This window comes from Pirellulales bacterium, from assembly GCA_019694455.1.
Taxonomy (GTDB): Bacteria; Planctomycetota; Planctomycetia; order Pirellulales; family JAEUIK01; genus JAIBBY01.
In genome coordinates this window covers 125,315-143,370 of sequence record JAIBBY010000001.1, presented here as the reverse complement: position 1 = coordinate 143,370, position 18,056 = coordinate 125,315, and the positions used below count along the sequence as shown (strand labels likewise).

General features: G+C 61.3%; 14 protein-coding genes. 1 reads left to right on the top strand and 13 read right to left on the bottom strand.

Annotated elements, in window-relative coordinates; translation table 11 throughout:
* Positions 1 to 87: 87 nt before the first annotated feature.
* Positions 88 to 591 carry a hypothetical protein gene (locus K1X71_00545; GenBank protein ID MBX7071605.1) on the bottom strand — a complete coding sequence of 168 codons (504 nt, stop codon included), beginning with the start codon at positions 589 to 591 and terminating at the stop codon, positions 88 to 90.
* A gap of 218 nt (positions 592 to 809) precedes the next feature.
* Between K1X71_00545 and K1X71_00540 the strand changes: the two genes are divergently transcribed.
* Positions 810 to 2,102 carry a carbohydrate porin gene (locus K1X71_00540; protein MBX7071604.1) on the top strand — a complete coding sequence of 431 codons (1,293 nt, stop codon included), beginning with the start codon at positions 810 to 812 and terminating at the stop codon, positions 2,100 to 2,102.
* 12 nt (positions 2,103 to 2,114) lie between these two features.
* Here the strand turns inward: K1X71_00540 and K1X71_00535 are convergent, their stop codons facing one another.
* From K1X71_00535 to K1X71_00480, 12 genes are all read right to left on the bottom strand, one after another.
* Positions 2,115 to 3,143: a class I SAM-dependent methyltransferase gene (locus K1X71_00535; GenBank protein MBX7071603.1), complete on the bottom strand. Its 1,029-nt coding sequence runs from the start codon at positions 3,141 to 3,143 to the stop codon at positions 2,115 to 2,117.
* A gap of 114 nt (positions 3,144 to 3,257) precedes the next feature.
* Entirely contained in the window at positions 3,258 to 4,511 is a 1,254-nt protein-coding gene (locus K1X71_00530) for a hypothetical protein (GenBank protein ID MBX7071602.1), read from the bottom strand.
* 188 nt (positions 4,512 to 4,699) lie between these two features.
* Positions 4,700 to 7,735 (bottom strand): nitrite reductase large subunit NirB, encoded by a 3,036-nt coding sequence (gene nirB / locus K1X71_00525; protein ID MBX7071601.1) that lies wholly within the window; start codon positions 7,733 to 7,735, stop codon positions 4,700 to 4,702.
* Positions 7,736 to 7,781: 46 nt separating this feature from the next.
* Positions 7,782 to 10,022, bottom strand: a complete 2,241-nt coding sequence (locus K1X71_00520; GenBank protein MBX7071600.1) for a nitrate reductase — start codon at positions 10,020 to 10,022, stop codon at positions 7,782 to 7,784.
* Positions 10,019 to 11,749, bottom strand: a complete 1,731-nt coding sequence (locus K1X71_00515; GenBank protein MBX7071599.1) for a dimethyl sulfoxide reductase anchor subunit — start codon at positions 11,747 to 11,749, stop codon at positions 10,019 to 10,021. Before K1X71_00515 ends, K1X71_00520 begins: the two co-directional genes overlap by 4 nt.
* Positions 11,750 to 12,188: 439 nt before the next feature.
* Positions 12,189 to 12,725 carry an SRPBCC domain-containing protein gene (locus K1X71_00510; protein ID MBX7071598.1) on the bottom strand — a complete coding sequence of 179 codons (537 nt, stop codon included), beginning with the start codon at positions 12,723 to 12,725 and terminating at the stop codon, positions 12,189 to 12,191.
* On the bottom strand, positions 12,649 to 13,020 hold the full coding sequence (locus K1X71_00505; GenBank protein ID MBX7071597.1) for a metalloregulator ArsR/SmtB family transcription factor: 372 nt from the start codon (positions 13,018 to 13,020) through the stop codon (positions 12,649 to 12,651). The genes K1X71_00510 and K1X71_00505 overlap by 77 nt, the downstream gene beginning before the upstream one ends.
* Before the next feature lie 147 nt (positions 13,021 to 13,167).
* On the bottom strand, positions 13,168 to 14,136 hold the full coding sequence (locus K1X71_00500) for a TIGR01777 family oxidoreductase (protein ID MBX7071596.1): 969 nt from the start codon (positions 14,134 to 14,136) through the stop codon (positions 13,168 to 13,170).
* A gap of 169 nt (positions 14,137 to 14,305) precedes the next feature.
* Positions 14,306 to 15,055: a hypothetical protein gene (locus K1X71_00495; protein ID MBX7071595.1), complete on the bottom strand. Its 750-nt coding sequence runs from the start codon at positions 15,053 to 15,055 to the stop codon at positions 14,306 to 14,308.
* Between the two features lie 167 nt (positions 15,056 to 15,222).
* The gene (locus tag K1X71_00490; GenBank protein ID MBX7071594.1) at positions 15,223 to 15,807 is read right to left on the bottom strand and encodes a YHS domain-containing protein; all 585 of its coding nucleotides are present in this window, start codon (positions 15,805 to 15,807) and stop codon (positions 15,223 to 15,225) included.
* A gap of 173 nt (positions 15,808 to 15,980) precedes the next feature.
* On the bottom strand, positions 15,981 to 16,172 hold the full coding sequence (locus K1X71_00485) for a hypothetical protein (GenBank protein MBX7071593.1): 192 nt from the start codon (positions 16,170 to 16,172) through the stop codon (positions 15,981 to 15,983).
* A gap of 426 nt (positions 16,173 to 16,598) precedes the next feature.
* Positions 16,599 to 17,936 carry a neutral/alkaline non-lysosomal ceramidase N-terminal domain-containing protein gene (locus K1X71_00480; GenBank protein ID MBX7071592.1) on the bottom strand — a complete coding sequence of 446 codons (1,338 nt, stop codon included), beginning with the start codon at positions 17,934 to 17,936 and terminating at the stop codon, positions 16,599 to 16,601.
* Positions 17,937 to 18,056: the final 120 nt, after the last annotated feature.

Here is an 18,056-nt window from a genome sequence, read left to right as displayed (position 1 = left end):
AGGTCGAGCCGCACGATAGTACCGCCGCGCTTGGCAAGTCTGGCGATCGTTGACGGTGGCGCCGCTCAGGCCAACCGGCGAGCGCGATCAGCGCTTGCGGGCCGGTTTGGTCTCGGCGACCACTTTGGGCTGCGCCACGGCGGGCTTGGGCTTTTGCTTCGCTTGCTTGGCGCGCTGCTTGGCTTTGAGTTCGCTCTTGGTGTCTGACAGGTCTTGTCGAACCGCCGCACGCGTCGCGCGGTGCTCGGCGCTGCGCTTGGACTTGGCGGGCGCTGCTGCCTTGGCCGGCTTGCTCCCCGCGGCATCGAGCTTGGCCAAGCGCCCTTGAAACGCGGCCAAAGCGTCTCGAAAAATCTCCGCCTTCAGCGCCGAGTTCGTGTCGCGGACCCCCGTGCCCGTCTGCCGGCTACGCGTCCGCGATTGGCCACGCTCCACGTCTTGCCACTTGTCGCTCAGCTTCTTGGCGCGCGCCGCCAACTGTCGCACTTTGGCGTGGCTCAACTGTTCCAGCTCGGGCTTGCGGCTTGCACGCACCAAGGCGGCTTCCGTTTCGGTGCAGACAGTGCGGACTTTCGAGGCGGCAACGGTCATGGTGTCGGTGTTCCAATGGGTGTGAAGTTCGAACTGCCCGCAATTGTAGCACAACACGCTCGCCCGCAAGGTTTGCCTGGCCGGCAAGGTCAATCGCCGCGGCCCTCACTGGTTCGAGAAATGACCAACGGCGCGCGACGCTCAATGCCGACAATCCGATTACAGCGCAGATTTTCGCCAGTCTGCATTCCAAGCAAAAACCGCTTCACTTGCGACCGATGCGCCCAAGCCTCACAGCCGTCCGTATCGTAGCGCGACCTCCGTCGCATGCCATATGCCAGGTTGCAGCGCTACTGCTTTCGCTCGTCATGTTCCCCGAGCGGGTGGCCGCGCAGCAGGCTGCGGCGGCGCCCACTCCGAGATTGACCGGCGATTGGCTTGGCCTGCGCAGCCGCCTGGAACAGGATGGCGTTTCGATCTTGGCCGATAGCACCAACTTCTACTTTGGCAATACCGCCGGCGGTCGCCAACAAGACTTCGATTTCGCCGGTCACGGCGATTACATCATGCTGATGGACGGCGGCAAGCTGTGGGGCCAAAAGGGCTTCTCTGTCAAGCTTCGCGCCGAACACCGCTATGGCGAAACCATCATCGACGATGTTGGCGCCTTCTTCTCACCCACCATCGTCGCCAACCTGCCGGTCCCCAATAGCGAACGCCTCTACCTCACCAACGTGCTGTTCACGCAGGCCTTGAGCGAGAACTTCGCCGTCTTCGCGGGCAAAATGGACACCCTCGACGGAGACATGAACGCCTTTGCGCATGGCCGCGGCAAGACGCAGTTCTCCAATATCGCCTTCACCTTCAATCCCATCGCAGCCACCACCGTCCCTTACTCGACGCTCGGCGCAGGATTTGTGATCTTGGGCGAGTCCGAACAGACGCTCGGCTTCACCGTTCTCAATTCGATCGACACCAGCGGTACCAGTGGCTTCAAGGAGCTATTCAATGATGGCGCGCTCTTGTCCGCGTTCGTGCGAACGCCGACCCGCTTCTTCGATCTACCCGGGCATCAACTCATCGGCGGCACCTGGAACAACCGCACCTATGCCTCACTCAGCGATGTCTATGTCGACTATCCCAACATCGTGATCCCCAAGACTCGTGGCTCGTGGAGTCTGTTCTGGAACTGCGATCAATACCTGGTCGTCGATTCCGAGAAGCCGCTGCACGGTTGGGGCGCCTTCGCTCGCGCGGGTATCGCTGACGACAACACCAGCCCACTGGCCTGGTTCCTCAGCTTTGGTGTCGGCGGCAACAGCCCGCTGGCGACACGCCCAGCCGACACCTTCGGCGTCGGGTGGTACTACGCCGCCACCAGCAATCGGCTCAGTCCGGTCTTTGCATCGCAATTCGGCACGATCGGCGATGGACAGGGAATCGAGTGCTTCTACAACGTGCAGGTCACGCCCGCTATGCGACTCACCCCCGACCTGCAAGTAATCACGCCGGCGATCGAATCGATCGATACCGCTCTCGTGGTCGGCCTGCGCGCTCAGTTGATCTTCTAACCGCCGCCGCGGTTACGCAGCCTGTAGCCCATTGCGTTGCCAGGTGTGCCGCAACAATTTCATGGGCGGATCGTCGCCCTGAAACTGCCAATCCCAACTACGCTCGACGAAGTAGCTCTGAATCATCGTTCGCGTCACCCGCGGATAACGCGCCAGCGCTCGCCCAATCCGCCACACCAACTTGGGATTGGTGTACAGACCGCGCAGCATTCGCCTCATGCGGATGTCATTGGCCGCTTTGTATCCGGAGGTGCCGTCGACTTCCGCAATCAACGAAAAATAGGGCTGTGCGCACGTCGCCAGTTGCCCGTCAACTGGGTAGTAGCCCCCCATCCAATGGTGCAGGAGACTGAAATGGCGGCGATCACTTCCGCGCGGAAGCTGGCGCCACGGCGTCAACAAATACTCCGGCCGCACTTCGCGCTTCACGTGAATCGCCGTCGTCACATACCGCGCGGCCGGGGCGCTGGGATCGAGCAGCCTGTTCACGATTTCAAACGATTCGTGGTAAATCGAATCCATCCGCCCCGCCTGCACATCCTCGGGCTGCACCCAATGTTCCAGCGAGCCATTGGCGATCACCCCATCGAACTGACCGTGCCGGGCATCGGCTTCCAGCAGGTCGCGGTAGTTGCAGCAATACGCTTTCAGCCGGCAGTCGCGGCAGTAGTGCACCTGCTCTGGCGAAATGTTCACCCCCACGGCCCGCGCGCCGCGTTCCGCCGCCAGTTTCAGCAGATGGCCGTAACCGCAGCCAATTTCCAACAGGCGAAAGCCCGGCCGACAACAGCCGACCTCGTCGAGCAGATAGTTGAGCTGACGCTCGATGCCCGTCTCCAGCGTTTGCTCGCCGGGGAGAAACTCGCCGTCTGCCAAGTCCACAATGCCAACCGCCTCGGCGGCATGCACCAGCGTGTAGCACAGTTCCACCAGTTTGATCGGTGGCGCACGCGGCGTCGGCTGTGGCAGCGAGTCGACTCGATTGGCGAGCGCTTGCGGCTTCTTCGGCGCCGCCTGGGGTAGCATAGTGGTAAGCGACATGGGAATCCTCCCCTGACGCAAATGGCCGGCCCAAGCTCTCTGCCGAATATTGTTGCCGGTTTCCCCAAATTTGGCGAACATTTGCGCGGCTATTTGCTGAGGCAAGTCGCGCCACTACTGGACGATCTTCTCCCATTTGTCGATGCCGATGATCGGCAATGCGAACTGAAAAGCGGCCTCCCAATCGAGGCCGTCCGCTCGGCGAAAGCATTCGTAAATCAACTTTGTTGGCCGTGGTTCCGCCTCGCCCGGCAGGAATCGGCGCAACCCGAGCCGCAATCCCCCTTCGTGCGGATGATCGACATGCCGATGCAGGATGAATGCGTCCACGCCATCCAATGCCGCCACCTTGCGATACGCGGCGCAGTAGGCGGCCGCCTGAATGGCTTCCCCGTCGGGTCCGTCGGGCGTGTGAAACCCCTGTTCGCTCAGGATCACTCGTCGTGGTTTGCCCTGGAACAGCAGTTCCTCGCGCTTCAGATACTGGGTGAGCACCTCCAAGTTCTTGAAGGTGATGCGCGGCGTATCGGGCGTCTGCAGCGCGCTGTGGTCATTCCAATATCGCGGTTCAAACAAATTTTCGGGGTACGGGTGATACGCCAGATGCCAGTCAAAATCGCCCTCGCTCTCACTCCGCGCCGTCCGCGCCAGGTAGTCGATAAACTCCTTGCCGGCGAAGCATTGAGTCTCGTCCCCCGCCGGAAAGCGAATGCCCCAATGGTGATCGAGCGAAACATAAACCCGCGCCCAGGGCGCATGTCGTCGCACCGCGCCGTGAATCAGCCGCAAGGCGCGCAGGTAGTCGTTGGCGAACTCCTGCATTGTCACTCGCCCCATGTTGCTCCACCACCAATGCGAGTTCACTTCGTTGCCGACGATGAACCCTGCTGCCCGGCCAAACTGCTGATCGGGCCGCGACCAGCGCTGGCTCAAAAACTCGATCGTGGCGCGCAGCCACAATCGCCCCTCCTCCGTTTCGGTGTTGAACGCCCCCAGGTGATTAGGCGCCGCGCGATCGTATCGCGGGTGCAACAGCAGGCGATTCACCTCGGCGCGCGGCGATTCGTAAACCAGCAGAATCAAATAGACCACTACGCCATGATCAGACAGCGCCTTGACGCGTTGATCCAGCGCCTCGACCTGTCCCTTGTCAAAGGCGAACTCTTTTCCTTGAAGCTGCCAGGTCAATTCTCCAGCGGCGTCTTCGGCTTCTGGCAGAATCAACTGCGCCAGGTTGACGTTGAGCGCCGCATGCTTGATCCCCAGCGCCAGCGCGTCGTCGACCATCTCCACCTGCAACCCCTTCTTCGACGCGGCGATCGGAAACACCCCGGCGCTGGTCCGCTCCCCTTCGGGCGGTTGCGCCATCGCATGCGCCGCTGCCAGACAGAAGAGGCACGCGCCTGCAATTGCAAACAAAGCCCTCATCGCCGCAAGTCGTCGTAGTCCGCTGGCCGTCATCACAGTCCTCCGCTTGACGCCAATATAACCAACCGGCGCGAGGACCGAGTTCTGATGGCTACGCAAGACTACTGGGCGCGCGAGCTGTTCTGCCCCTACGTCGCCACCAATTCCTCAGCCGGTGCGAGCGCGACCGCAGCGCTGACGACTTCAGTTTGGAACGAGGTCACGCAATGCAAGTCGGTCGCCAGTAGCGCATTGAGCTGATCTTCTGGCGGCAATAGCACCAGCACCTCGTCCGCCACCACCTTTACCGGAAATACTTTCACGGAGTAATCCTCGCCCGTCAGGCATTCCCCCGTTGCCAGCGAAAAGGTCTTCTTATGCAGCGGGCACGCCACTTTCGGCGTTTCCCCCTGGCTGCCGATGATCCCCCGCGACAGCACAAAGGCCCGCTTGTGCGGACACATATTCTGGCTCGCATACCACTGGTTGCGGCTGGCAAAGTGAAAAATGGCGATCTGCACCCGGCCATACTTTACCGCTGCTCCTCCTTCCTGAGGAAAATCAGCTACGCGACCAAGCGGAATCCATCGCGGCGTCGCGTCTTCTCGCGGGCGTGGCTTGCCGTTGCTGCGCGGCGCGTGCTTCTCCAGTAGCGGTTGCAGTTGCACCAGCGCTCCCTCCTTGGGCCAGTCGGCTGGCCGGTGTTGCTCGCGCTCGGTGATGATTTCGATCCCTGTTTCCGTCTCGTCACTATTGACGAATTGAGCAAACTGCTTGCGGCGCTCGGGGTCGTTGACCACGGCCGTCCACTCGCATTGATAGGTGTCGACCAGGTGTTGCGCTCGCCGCTCCAATTCGTCGCAGATGCCAAGCTTGTCGCGCACGATGACATCGCGCAAATGCTCGATACCCCCTTCCAGGCCCTCCAGCCACACGCTAGTGCGCGTCAGGCGGTCGGCGGTTTCGATGTAGTACATCAAGAAGCGGTCGAGATATTTGAGCGCCGTCCCCTCATCGAGATCGGTGGCCAATAGATCCCCGTGTCGCGGTTTGGCGCCCCCATTGCCGCAGACATACAGGTTGTAGCCGTTCTCTGTAGCAATCAGTCCAAAGTCCTTCGATTGCGCCTCGGCGCACTCACGAACGCAGCCGCTTACGGCCCCCTTGATCTTGTGCGGCGCGCGGATGCCGCGATAGCGCTGTTCAACGCGAATCGCCAGTCCCACCGAGTCCTGCACTCCGTAACGGCACCACGTCGAGCCCACGCAACTCTTCACAGTGCGCAGCGCCTTGCCGTAGGCGTGCCCGCTCTCCATCCCGGCGGCGATCACCTCTTCCCAAATGTCCGGCAGTTGCTGCACCTGCGCGCCAAACAGGTCGACCCGCTGTCCGCCTGTGATCTTGGTGTACAGGCCGTATTTCTTGGCGATCTCGCCCAGCGCGATGAGCTGATTCGGCGTGATTTCACCTCCCGGCACGCGCGGCACCACCGAGTACAATCCGCCACGTTGCATGTTGGCCAAAAACCGGTCGTTCGTGTCCTGCAATGTCTGATGGGGCCGATCGAGTATGTTGTCGTTCCACAAGCTGGCCAGAATCGACGCCACGGCCGGCTTGCAGATCTCGCAGCCCTGACCGGCGCCATGACTGGCGAGCAGTTCATCAAACGTGCGGAGCGACTTGATCTTGATGATCTGAAACAGCTCCTGCCTCGAGTAGGCGAAGTGCTCGCACAGGTGGTTGCTGACTTGCTTGCCCGCGGCCTGCAATTGGGAGTTGAGGATCGTGGCGACCAACGGGGCGCAGCCACCGCAACCCGCTCCGGCGCGCGTGCAGCGTTTCACCTCTTCCAGCGTGGTCAGTCCCTGGTCCTTGATCGCGGCGCAAATCGCGCCGTGTGTGACGTTGTTGCAAGAGCACACCTGCGTCTCTGCCGACATCGCCGGCGTGGCGGCCGGTCCCTTGCTGCCGATGATCAACTCACCCGGCGCGCACGGCAGATCGTTCGCGCTCTTGGATAGCATCAACAATTGCGAGTAGTCCGACGCGTCGCCGACCAGTATGCCCCCCAAAAGCCGTTTGCCGTCGCGTGTGAACAGCAGCTTCTTGTAAACGCCGCTGAAGGGATCGTCAAAGCACAACGGTTGGGCCTGCTCCGGCTTGGCCTCGTAATCGCCGAAGCTGGCCACGTCGATGCCCATCAACTTCAACTTGGTCGACATATCGGCCCCGGCAAAAGTGCGGTCGTCACCCGTCAAATTCGCGGCGGCGATTTCCGCCATGGTGTAGCCCGGCGCCACCAGCCCATACGTCATGCCGCCGCACAAGGCCACCTCGCCAATGGCCAGGATGTCGGGGTCCGAAGTTTCTAGCCGCTCGTTGACCAGCACGCCGCCGCGCTCACCCAGTGTCAGCCCGCATTGCTTGGCCAGTTCGTCGCGCGGCCGGATCCCCGCCGAGACAACAATCATCTCCACATCCAGCGTTTGGCCGTCGTTGAACACGATGCCGGTGACCTCCCCTTTGCCGAGCACCTCCTTGGTTCCCTTGTTGAGATGCACCTTCACCCCCAGGTCTTCAATCTTTTGCACCAAGATCTTCGAACCCGCGTCGTCGATCTGGCGCGGCATCAGCCGCGGCGCGAACTCAATGACATGCGTTTCTAGTCCCAGGTCAAAGGTCGCCTTCGCGGCCTCCAGCCCCAAGAGCCCCCCGCCAATCACCGCGGCGCGCCGGGCATTACGGGCGTACGCGATGATCTGCTGCAAGTCTTCGATAGTGCGATAGACGAACACGCCGCGGTTTTGGATTCCCGGCGCCGGCGGCACAAACGGATACGAACCGGTGGCCAATATGATCTTGTCGTAGCGCACATCGATCCCGCGATCCGATCGCACAATCTTCTTCTTACGATCAATCTTGGCGGCTCGGTCGCCAACATGTAGCTCAATCCCCTGTTCGCGATACCATTCGCGCCGCGCCAGCATCAGCTTTTCGGGATCGCGGTGCGCGAAGAACGACGTGAGTCCCACGCGGTCGTACGCGGCTCGTGGCTCTTCGCAGAAGGTCACAATCCGGTGTTCCCGCGTGGTGTCGAACTCGACCAGCTTCTCGCAGAAGCGATGGCCGACCATGCCGTTGCCGATCACAACAATGGTCTTCTGTTTGTTGGCTCGATGGATCATCGGAATAGCGCCATGAGGAGGAAGGATGTTGCCTTGTCGATGCGGATCATGTTTCGCTTGCGTCATGTGGCGCGGCGCGAATCCGCACCGCGCAGTTCTTGTAAGAGGGCTGTCGCGAGTGTGGGTCGAAGTGCGCTAGCGTCAATTGGTTGGTCGCTTCATAGTGCATGGCCATAAACACCTGCCCCGGCTGCACCGTGTAGGTGAGCATCGCTTTGGCCACCAGTGAGCCGCGTTGCGACTCGACCACCACGCGCTGCTCGGGTCGCACGCCAAGGCGCCGCGCGTCCTCCGGGTTGATCTCGATGTAGATCTCGGCCGGATGCAGCTTGCGCAACACCGCGCTCTTGGTGGTGCGCGTGCCAGTGTGCCATTGCGATACGGCGCCGCGCCCCGTCATCAAAAGCAGCGGATAGCGCTTGTTGGGCGCCTCGGGCAGCGGCGCGGGATCATCAAAGAGCAGTCGTGCCTTGCCGTCGGAATGAAAGTACTTTCCATCCTCGAACAAGCGTCGCTCAGTTGCGGGATTGACTGTCCCCACCGCGCAAGGCCACTGGATGCCGCCGCGTTCGTCCAGTGTCTGATAGCCGGCGATGCCACTGAAGTCGCACGGCCGCCCGCGCGAAAGCTCCTTGAGCGAATGAAAGACCGCCTCGGGCGCCGTCCACCGCTTGAGCAGATCGCCGCATCCCCAGGCGTCGGCGATCAATCGAAAAATCGAAAAGTCGGCCAGCGCCGCGCCCGGTGCGCGCGCCACCTGCTTGATTAGTCCGATCCGCCGTTCGGAGTTGATGAAGGTGCCTTCCTTTTCCCCCCAACCCGCCGCCGGCAAGACCAGGTTGGCCAGTTGCGCGGTCTCGGTCGACGCGTACATGTCCTGCACCACCAGAAAGTCGAGCCGCGAAAGCACGTCGCGAAGCATGTGCTGGTTAATCCAGGAGTGGGCCGGATTGGTGGCAATGACCCACAAGCCTTTGATCTTGTCTTGCAAAATGCCTTCGACGATCTGGTCGTAGGCCCAACTGGGGCGGTCGGGGATGCGCTGGGCGTCGATATGCAAGATGCTGGCCACCTCGGCGCGGTGTGCCGGATTTTGGAAATCGCGCCCTCCCAACAGGCTAGTGGTGTTGCTGAACAGGCGCGACCCCATGGCGTTGCACTGCCCGGTGATCGAATTCGCTCCCGTGCCGGGTCGGCCCATGTTGCCGGTGATTAGCGCCAGATTGATCAGGCTCTGCGCGGTTCGCGTTCCCTCGTAGCTCTGATTGACCCCCATCGTCCACCAGAACGAGACGCGCCGGCCGTAGTGAATCATCCGCGCGACGCGCGATAGCGCCGGTGCGTCGATGCCCGTCGCCGCCGTCACCCGCTCTGGCGTGAATGCGGCAACATGCTCTCGAAACGCCTCAAAGCCGGACGTATGCGCCGCGATATAGTCGTCGTCGATCCAGCCTTCGCGAATCAACAGGTGCGCCAGCCCGTAGAACAGTGCCAAGTCCGACTTGGGTCGTAGCGGCAGGTGCAGCGTGGCCGCCATCGCCGTCTCGGTCTTCCGCGGATCGACCACGACAATTTCAGGATGCTGCGGGTTACGGCAGATCCGCTGCCACAAGATCGGATGCGCGATGCACAAGTTTGATCCGACCAACACAATGACGTCGGATTGCTCCAGGTCGTCGTAGGTGTACGGTGGCGCGTCGAAACCAAATGCCTGCTTGTACGCCGTCACCGCGGTCGCCATGCACTGCCGCGTGTTGCCATCGCCATGAATCATGCCCATGCCGAATTTGGCGAGCGCGCCGAGGTACGCCATTTCTTCTGTGGCGATCTGTCCGGTGCTGAGAAAGGCCACCGACTCGTTTCCGTAGCGCCGCTGAATCCCCTTCATCTGCTGGCAAAATGCCGCCAGCGCCGCGCCCCAATCCACCGGTCGCAGCCGACCACTTGCGTCGCGCAATAGCGGTGTGGTCGCGCGATCGGCGGCTTTGAGCGCGGACAGCGCCTCCCAACCTTTGGGGCAGGCCATTCCCAGGTTCACCGGATAATCCGTGGTCGGCGACAAACCAATCGCGTCGCCATCGCGCAGGTGAACCGTGAGCGAGCATCCCGTGGAGCAGTAACCACAAGTCATGGCGGCAGTGGCGTCGGGCACGTTGCCAGCGGGCACCTGGCCCAGGCCAAATCCTCCCGGCCGCCGCGACAACTCCGCAGTGAATGGCCCGGTTGGCTGGCGCAATAGGTGATTCCAAGCCGGCTGCGACAGCGCGCGTTTCGCAAGCGTCTTCATACCGAGGGCGCTCCTGGCATCTTGGGCGCGACCACGGCCGCGAAGAAGAGGTAGCGCTCCAGCATCTCGCCGACAAAGTTCAAGGCGAGCACCAACGCCATCGCCAGCGCCACGGCAAGCGATGACGCGTCACCGTGGCGCACAACAAAAATCAACAGCGCGGCAGGCAGCGCCAGTCCTCCCACGGCGCCGCATGCGAATCGAATCGCCGTGGCCCGTGCCAGGTCACCCGTCATCAAGATCGCCGTGCGTCGTAGCGGGGTAAGCGTCCGCGCCCGTAGCCAGCAAAAGATCGCGGCTTCCATCACCAGCTTGATCGCCGCGCAGGCCAGCAAGATCCAAAGCGCCAGCCGCAAGTGCGCCAGCGCGACCGACGCATCGCGCGCGTCGGCGGTCCATGCGCTGGCGGCCAGGCGAACAAGCAGCGCCACCGGCGTCCCCAGCAGCGCGGCCGTGAGCAAGAACTTGCATCCCGTGTAAACCGGGTTCCACAGCGCCCGCCGCGTGCTGGCGTAGATCATCGTGGAGCAGGCCACCCCCGCCAGTCCGGTGAGCGCCACCACGCCCCCCAACACATGTTCCCAATCGGCGGCCACTGTCGTCCCAGCGCTCTCCAGCCATGGGGTCGCCGCGTACACCGACGCCGCCAACGCGAAGGCGCCAAAAGCCAACACCTCGCGGCTCAACCAACTGCGCCGCCAACCCAGTATCGCGCGGTATGCGAGCCAAGGTCGCCCCAAGTGAAATATTGAGCTGACAAGTCCCAGCATGCCAAGCGCGAACGCGGTCGCCAGGTGAACCGCCCGCGCTTGCGGCGCTGGCGCCGATCCGGTCGCCAGGTCCAAATCGCGCAAGACCTGATCAATCAGGAACGCCCCCACCGACATCTGCGTCAACACCAGCATCAGCACCAGCGGCCAGTGCGCATGCTGCCGCGCCGCCACGAAGAAATCAGCCGGCAACAAATTGGCCGGCAGCGTCTTGCGCGTCTTATAGTGCGTCGTTGGTAGCGTCCAACGCGGCTCAGGCGCTCCGGGCAGAAACAGATTCGCCTCCGCGTTCTCCGCGACCTGCTGTTTCTCGACAACCGTGATGCGGATCGCTCGGCTGGGACACGCCTGCACACAGGCGGGCGCCTCGCCCGCCGACAGCCGATCGGCGCACATGTCGCACTTGCGCACAATGCCTTTCGCGCGACTGTACTTCGGCACGTCGTACGGACACTTCAAGATACAGTACTGGCAACCAATGCACTGGTCATCCAAGTGCCGCACGATGCCGGTGATCGGGTCCTTCTCATAGGCCAACACCGGGCAGCCTTCCAGGCACGGCGGCTCAAGACAGTGGTGACATGCCGTCGTGACATGCTGTAAAACCGGCAGACTGCTGCTGCCTCCTTGCAACAGCCCCACCGACCGCCACAACTCGACTTCTTCCAGGCCATTCAGGTTGTGGCAGGCCACCACGCACGCTTTGCAGCCCGAGCAAGCGTCGAGATCGACTTCAAACGCGTACTGCTCGCCCGCGGCCGGCTTGGAAAGCGGAATCAGATCGCGATAGTGACGCGCCTGTAGCGGCGCGGTCACCGCTTCGTGCCGCTGCGTGAATTTATCGACCGCTGTAAGCTGCTGTTGTTGTTCCAGCAACTGCTCCAGCAGCATCGGCCCAGTGGCGGAATGAAAGTTCCGCTCGGCGCGCGGCGCTTCTATCGACAGAACACTAGCCATCGAGTGCCTGACAAACCAAAGGTGATGAAGCCGCTAACTTGTGCGCGGCTTGCAACTCCGTGGTCCGCCAAAACCCACCGAAGCCTAATTAGAAGTCAAAGCAAATGATGCGCCACAATTGGTAAGTAACTACGCGACCAATTCGTGCAAGTGTCTGCCAGATCGCAAGATGCCGCCGCGACAAATAAATCGCCAAGCTTCGAGATCGCGCATCGAGATTGTCTTCTGCCCGCGATTTGTGCAGTAGCCGCCTAAATCATCAACGCCCTCCCCGCCCCCTAACAGAAGCGCACCAAATCTATTTGCCCGGCACGTCACCCGCGGCAGCGATCGGCGCGCTTATTCTGCTTTCCTGCTCCTTCGCCCCCAACGGGGGCGCGCTCAATAGTCCAGGGCGTTTTCCCAAGAGGAACACGAAACCCCGACCTTACCACTCCCCTCACACCACCTCTGCCAGCCGATCCAACATGTCGATCCAGCTTGGATGGGCGCCCGTTCGCTTCGCCAACGATTCCGACACCGTCTGCCGCAGCGTCAGTCGGGTTTTCTCTCCCACCGGCTCGAATGTCACCGTCACTTCCGTTTCGCGTGGCCAATCGGCGTCCATGCCAACCGCCGTCGGCTCGACTTGGTTCCCAGCCGCGTCGGCCACCGTCATGCTGTAAACGATCCGCTCCGGCGCCACAATCTCTCGATACTCCCCCTTGCACCAGCACTCATGACCATCCGGAGTGCGAATGCACGAATGGAACTCCCCCCCTTCGCGCACATCAATCGCGCGAAACGTGATCGTGCAGCCCCGCGGCGCGTACCACCGCAACAGCGCTTCGCGTTCGGTCCAGGCCCGAAAGACAACCTCGAGCGGCGCGTCGAACACCCGCGTAATCAACACCTCGCGGTCATCCGATACTGCGGTTTTGCTTTTTTCTGTGGGCACGAGATTTCTCCTTGGCTTGAGTTTCTTGCAAGTATTCATCGAGACGATCTAGGGTTTCGTCCCAATGGCGGCGGAACGACTCCACCCAACGCGCGGCCTCCTGAAGACGCTTGGCCTCCAGCCGACAGGGGCGCCACTGCGCGTCGCGGCCGCGCGCGATCAACCCCGATCGCTCCAGCACCTTCAGATGCTTAGAGATGCCGGGCAGGCTCATATCGAACGGCTTCGCCAATTCGGTCACCGAGGCCTCTCCCCGAGCTAACCGCGACAGAATGGCGCGGCGGGTCGGGTCGGCCAAAGCCGCGAACGTCGTGCTGAGCGAATCCATCGTCATTGGGGTATAACCAATTAGTTAAATAACCGAGTGGTAAAATACAGCCGACGCCGCTGCCCGTCAAGCGTTGGTTCAATTCCTTCTCGCCCCCAACGGGCCGCGTTCAATAGCCCAGGGCGTTAAGGAACGCGAGGCCCCGGGAGCACATCAGCCCCGAGAACCCGCCTTCTCGCCCTCCCCGCACAGATCATCCAGCGCGTCCCTTAACTCGCCAAAGCGAAACTCAAAACCTTCCGCCGCCAGCCGCTTCGATACCACGTAGCGACCGTACAGCGCCAACTCGGAGTCGGTGCGCAGCACCAGCGGCGCGCCGAGTCGCACCATCCACGCAAAGGCGGGCAATCCAATCGGCATGTTCATCACTTGGCGCAGCGCGCGCATGAACTCGACCTGCGCCACCGGCTGGGGCGCCGTCGCAATGTAAGCGCCTTGCATGGTCGAATCGTACAGTCCGCGCTCAAACAGGCGATTCATGTCCAGCTCATGAATCCAGCTCATCCCTTGAGCGCCGCTACCGACTTTGCCCCCCAATCCAAACCGCGCGAGCCACTTGAGCCGCGCCAAGGCGCCCCCTCCCGCGCCCCGATCGCGCCCAATGACAAAACTCGTCCGCAAAATCACCTTGCGCTGCGATGGCAGCGCGGCCTGGTCAAACGCTTCTTCCCACGCCTTGCCCACCATCGGCGCAAACCCGCAGCCGAAGGTCGAATCTTCCGTGCAGATCAGGCTCGGTGGATCGCCATAAATGTGCGCGGTGCTCATCTGCACCCAGACCGGCGGCGGCGAATCGATGGCGCGCATCGCCTGCCCCAGCGCGCCAGTCGCCTCGACGCGCGAACGGAGAATCTCGTCCTGATGTTCGGGCGTCTTGACGCAGTCCACGCTGCGGCCGACCAGATTCACCAGTCCATCGGCGCCGTCCAACTCACCGCGCCAGTCGCCCAGCGTGCGCGCGTCCCACGTCGCATGCCTCCACGGTCCGGTCACTGCCGGCCGATTCCGCGAAAGGATCACGACCGATGCGCCTGCGTCACTCAAATGCCGGGCGAGCGACACACCCAGAAACCCACTCCCCCCGGCGATCACAACTCGTTTCGATGCGGCATTGTTTTCCATGCCGAAATGTACCGCATCCACGATGTGGTCGCGACATCAACCATCGCCTGGCGCCACATGAACGCGAATGATCAAAGACCAACATTCATTCACATTCCCCACCCCCAACGGGGGCGCGTTCAATAGCCCGAGGGTGCCAGCCCCGGGACGGCGTTCTATCCCCAAGCGCTCAACCACCCGGGTCGTGGGCCATTGGGGGCGCGGGCGGAACAGTGTTATCAACAAAGATCTTGATTGGCTTCGTTCGATAACCCGTCTTCGTGACAAGAGACACCATGAGTTCGCCGCCGGCTCGGTCGATTTCGTCTCTCGAAAGGAACAAAACGTTTCTGTTCAGGCTCTTCTGAAAACCAGCCTTCTCCGTTGAAGACTCGGCATCTAGCCGCACATGAGCGTACAAGCACTTCGAAATTACATCCGGAAGAAATGACGCAACAGCGATCTTCTCATTAACCAGGATGTCGCGATTCTCATTCTCAATAACCACACGTGCAACGGTGTCTCCTGATTCCAGCCATGCTACCACGAAGAGTAACGAGCCTTTTTCCACGCGATCACTCGGCGTCATATAAGAAGCGACCGGAAAAGGGCGCTCAAAATCCGAGTCGCGAGACGCCTTGCGAACGACATCCAAAGCGGGACGCAAAGCGCTCGTATAATAGCTTTCGACCGGATTGGACGTTGCACATCCCCTGATTAGCAGCGACTCTAATTCTACTTCTGTTGCGCGCAGTTTCGAATCCTCAGCGCTGAACAGTCGTCCACATCCTGAAATGAGAACACTGCTAACTGCGATTGCCAGAGCGGCACAATACACGGCGCGACGGCGCTCGGGCGGCAATACCACATAGCGCGGTGTGACGCGAAGAGTGTTGCAGTCGATCGCCAGGGAATCACCGCAATCGCTTCTTGAATCCATGTTGTGACCGGATCTGGAGTTAGGGCGTCATGCGCTGATCCAACAATAATATATCCGCCGCGCCTTGTTGAAAGCCCATCATGGCCAGCCCCGGGAAGGCCCCCAAAAAAAAGAGGCGCCCCTCGCGGAGCGCCTCTCGGCTCAATCAATCGTTCCTGGCGCCAACCTCATTTGGCCGGCACGTTGAACTGCGGCAACTTCGACAAGAACTTGCTCGGATCCTTCTCGAACGCGGACGGGCAGCCATCGCAGCAGAAATACACCTTCTTGCCGTCATGCTCCACCATCTGGTCGGCCTTGATCGCCTTGCCGCTCACCGGGCAGGTGGTCTGCAGCGTGAACGCCTTCTCCAAGTCGCCAAAGATCGCGGCCAGCACATTGTCGGCGCCTTCCGCCTTGGCCTTGCAGTTGCCGCAGCAGAAGTGAACATCCACGCCCCCCACATCCAACGACTGATCGGCCTTGGCCGGTTTGCCGCTGATCGGGCAAGCGACCTGCGTAATCTGACCGGTGGCGGCCAGTTGCTGTTTGGCCTTCAGCGCGAACTTGTCCGGATTGGCCGTGTACTTCTTGGGGCAGTTCTGGCAGCAGAAGTACACCTTCTTGCCCAGAAAGTCCACCGAGTTGGCTTCCTTGGCCGGCGCGCCCGATACCGGGCAAGTCGCGTGAAACTCCTTCTCGGCGGCGGTCAACACGCCAGCCAGCGCCAAGGTCAGGCCACATGCTGCGGCCGTGAGCAGTTTGGTCTTCATCGTGATTTCCTTCTTAAGTGAGAAGAACTTTGGATGTAATCAATAGCTTCAAAAAAACGCGCGCAGGCGCGATGCGGCCGAAGCCTTGATCGTGGCTTGCGGCGGCTCCCGCCTTGAGAGCGCTGCCGCACAAATATGCGATCCGGCCCGACGCGCAGACGCGAGTCGAGCCGCTAAGGGCGCCAGTTGCAAAACAAAATCTGCGCCGAGCGCTCGTTGGGACGCAATGCGATTTCGGACGGCGCTTCCTGAGTGGAGAAACGCAACGCAGCGCACATCTCGATCGCGGGCGACTCGCGCACTGCGACGAGCAGCTTTTGAATGCCTGTTTTACTTTCCTGCACGTCTGCCGGCAGCACCGCCAAGGCGTCGGCCCCGTGACGGCAGTTGCACTCGCTCGCCACGTTCGTCGTACTATGATTGGTGGCCTGGCGACGCTTGGCGCAGCAACCGCCAGTTTTCGTCGCCGCGGGATGTGTCGCCATCAGCTTGTGGCGGCAGCAAGATGCGACCGGCGTATCGCCAGCAGGTCGCTGCCTGCTTCCCTTTTGACAGCAGCCTCCGCAGTCGACGAAGGCCAACGAAGAGGCCGGGGCGGCAGTCAACACGACTGCGGTCATCAGTCCAGCGATGGCTCGCGTAAAGCGTGCGCCAAGCGACATGGCTCATGTCCCAATTGCGATTCCCCCAGACCCCAGCTTTGTAGGGGGTCGCGGCGGCAGCGTCAAGTTCTGCGCATTGGGTATCGGCGGCCCAGGCCAATTTCCTTAGCCATTCGCTCTAGTCCGCAACTATTTGCTGCTCTTTGCCTTAAATCCCGGCTCAATCGAGTACTTGCCCTGCAAGTGATACAGGTTCATCAGCGCCCGATTCATCATTTGCTCACCCGCCCCAATTTCGACCGGCGACATCTGTGGATCGGCGCCGTAGCCCCCCTCCGACGCGCCTTCAATGGTGGGGTAATAAAGGTTGTGCCCATTGGCGTAACCAAAGAACAAAGTGTGCGGCAGGAACGAACGCTCCTTGAGTCGGTTCGAGTGGTTGCAAAAGAACTCTCCAGAACCAGTCACCAGCCCAATTTCTTGATTCAGCAGTACCGTGTCGAGCTCCGCCGGTATGCCTTCTTGCACCTCGTCCACATAGGCCTGCGCCAGCTCGGGAAAGAACACCCGCGCAAATACGGTCTGGATGATCTTGTTGGTGAAGTCGACGCGCGCATCGAACAGAAAACGATCGACCGTGCCCACGATCTCCGGTTTCGCTGGCACGGCGGTCTTGATGCCAGCCGCCACATTCAGCACCTGGTCGGCCAGAGCCTCGCCAAACTGTTTGGGTCCACTGACGCCGGCCGGTGGATTTGCGCTCATATCCCCTGCGGCCCCTTGCATGAACACGCACTTGGTCTTGAGGCTCGCTTCGACCTTCTTCTTCATCGCGCCGGGGTAATCGGCCGAAAACCGCAAATCCATCGCGTCGATCATCGTCGGATGCGCCGCGAAGTTCACCAAGATCGCGATTGGCTTCCCCGCCATGTCATCGAATCGCACCACCGCCAGCATCGGTTCAACCGCCTTCGGCTCGCGCTTCGAATGGCGATTGCGATTGAGGCTCACGTTCTTCGTGCCCACTCCGATCTTGGCGGGCTGTAGCGACGCATCCGCCTCTTTGATCGCGTCGATCAACAGACCCGGCAGTTTTTGGCTGTACGCCACGGCATCGGCGAATTTCCCCTTGCCGCGCCCTTCTTTGTCGGTCAACTCGATCACCGGGCCGTGATGCGAATGGCTGCCGCTGATGATCACATGTTCGATGCCGCAGGCCGATTTCAACTCGGCGCGAATCTGCTTCATCATCTCACTTGTGGGGCCGCGTCCCAGATCGGTCCCCACAATCGCCAATTTGTCTTTGCCTGCCTGGATGACAATTGCCTTGGCCATGAGCGGATCGGCAACGCCCGTCGATAGCGCCGCGTGCCGTTCGGCGTAACCCCACATAGGCGTCTTGCCCTCTGGCGTCACGTCGCGCTCGGCGACCCCGACCCGAAACTCCTTCTTTTCGTCGGCGGCCAAGGCCGTGCCGACCAATCCCAAAAACAAGAGCGCGTAAGAACAAGTGCGGAAGTGGTGCATGGGTGGCTCGATCGTTAGGTGTTGAAACAATTGACGGCCGGGGCGCGTCGTCGAACTAATTTCTAGGACGCGGACGCCCTGCCAAATGATTGACCACTGCACAAGAGCCGCAACATACCG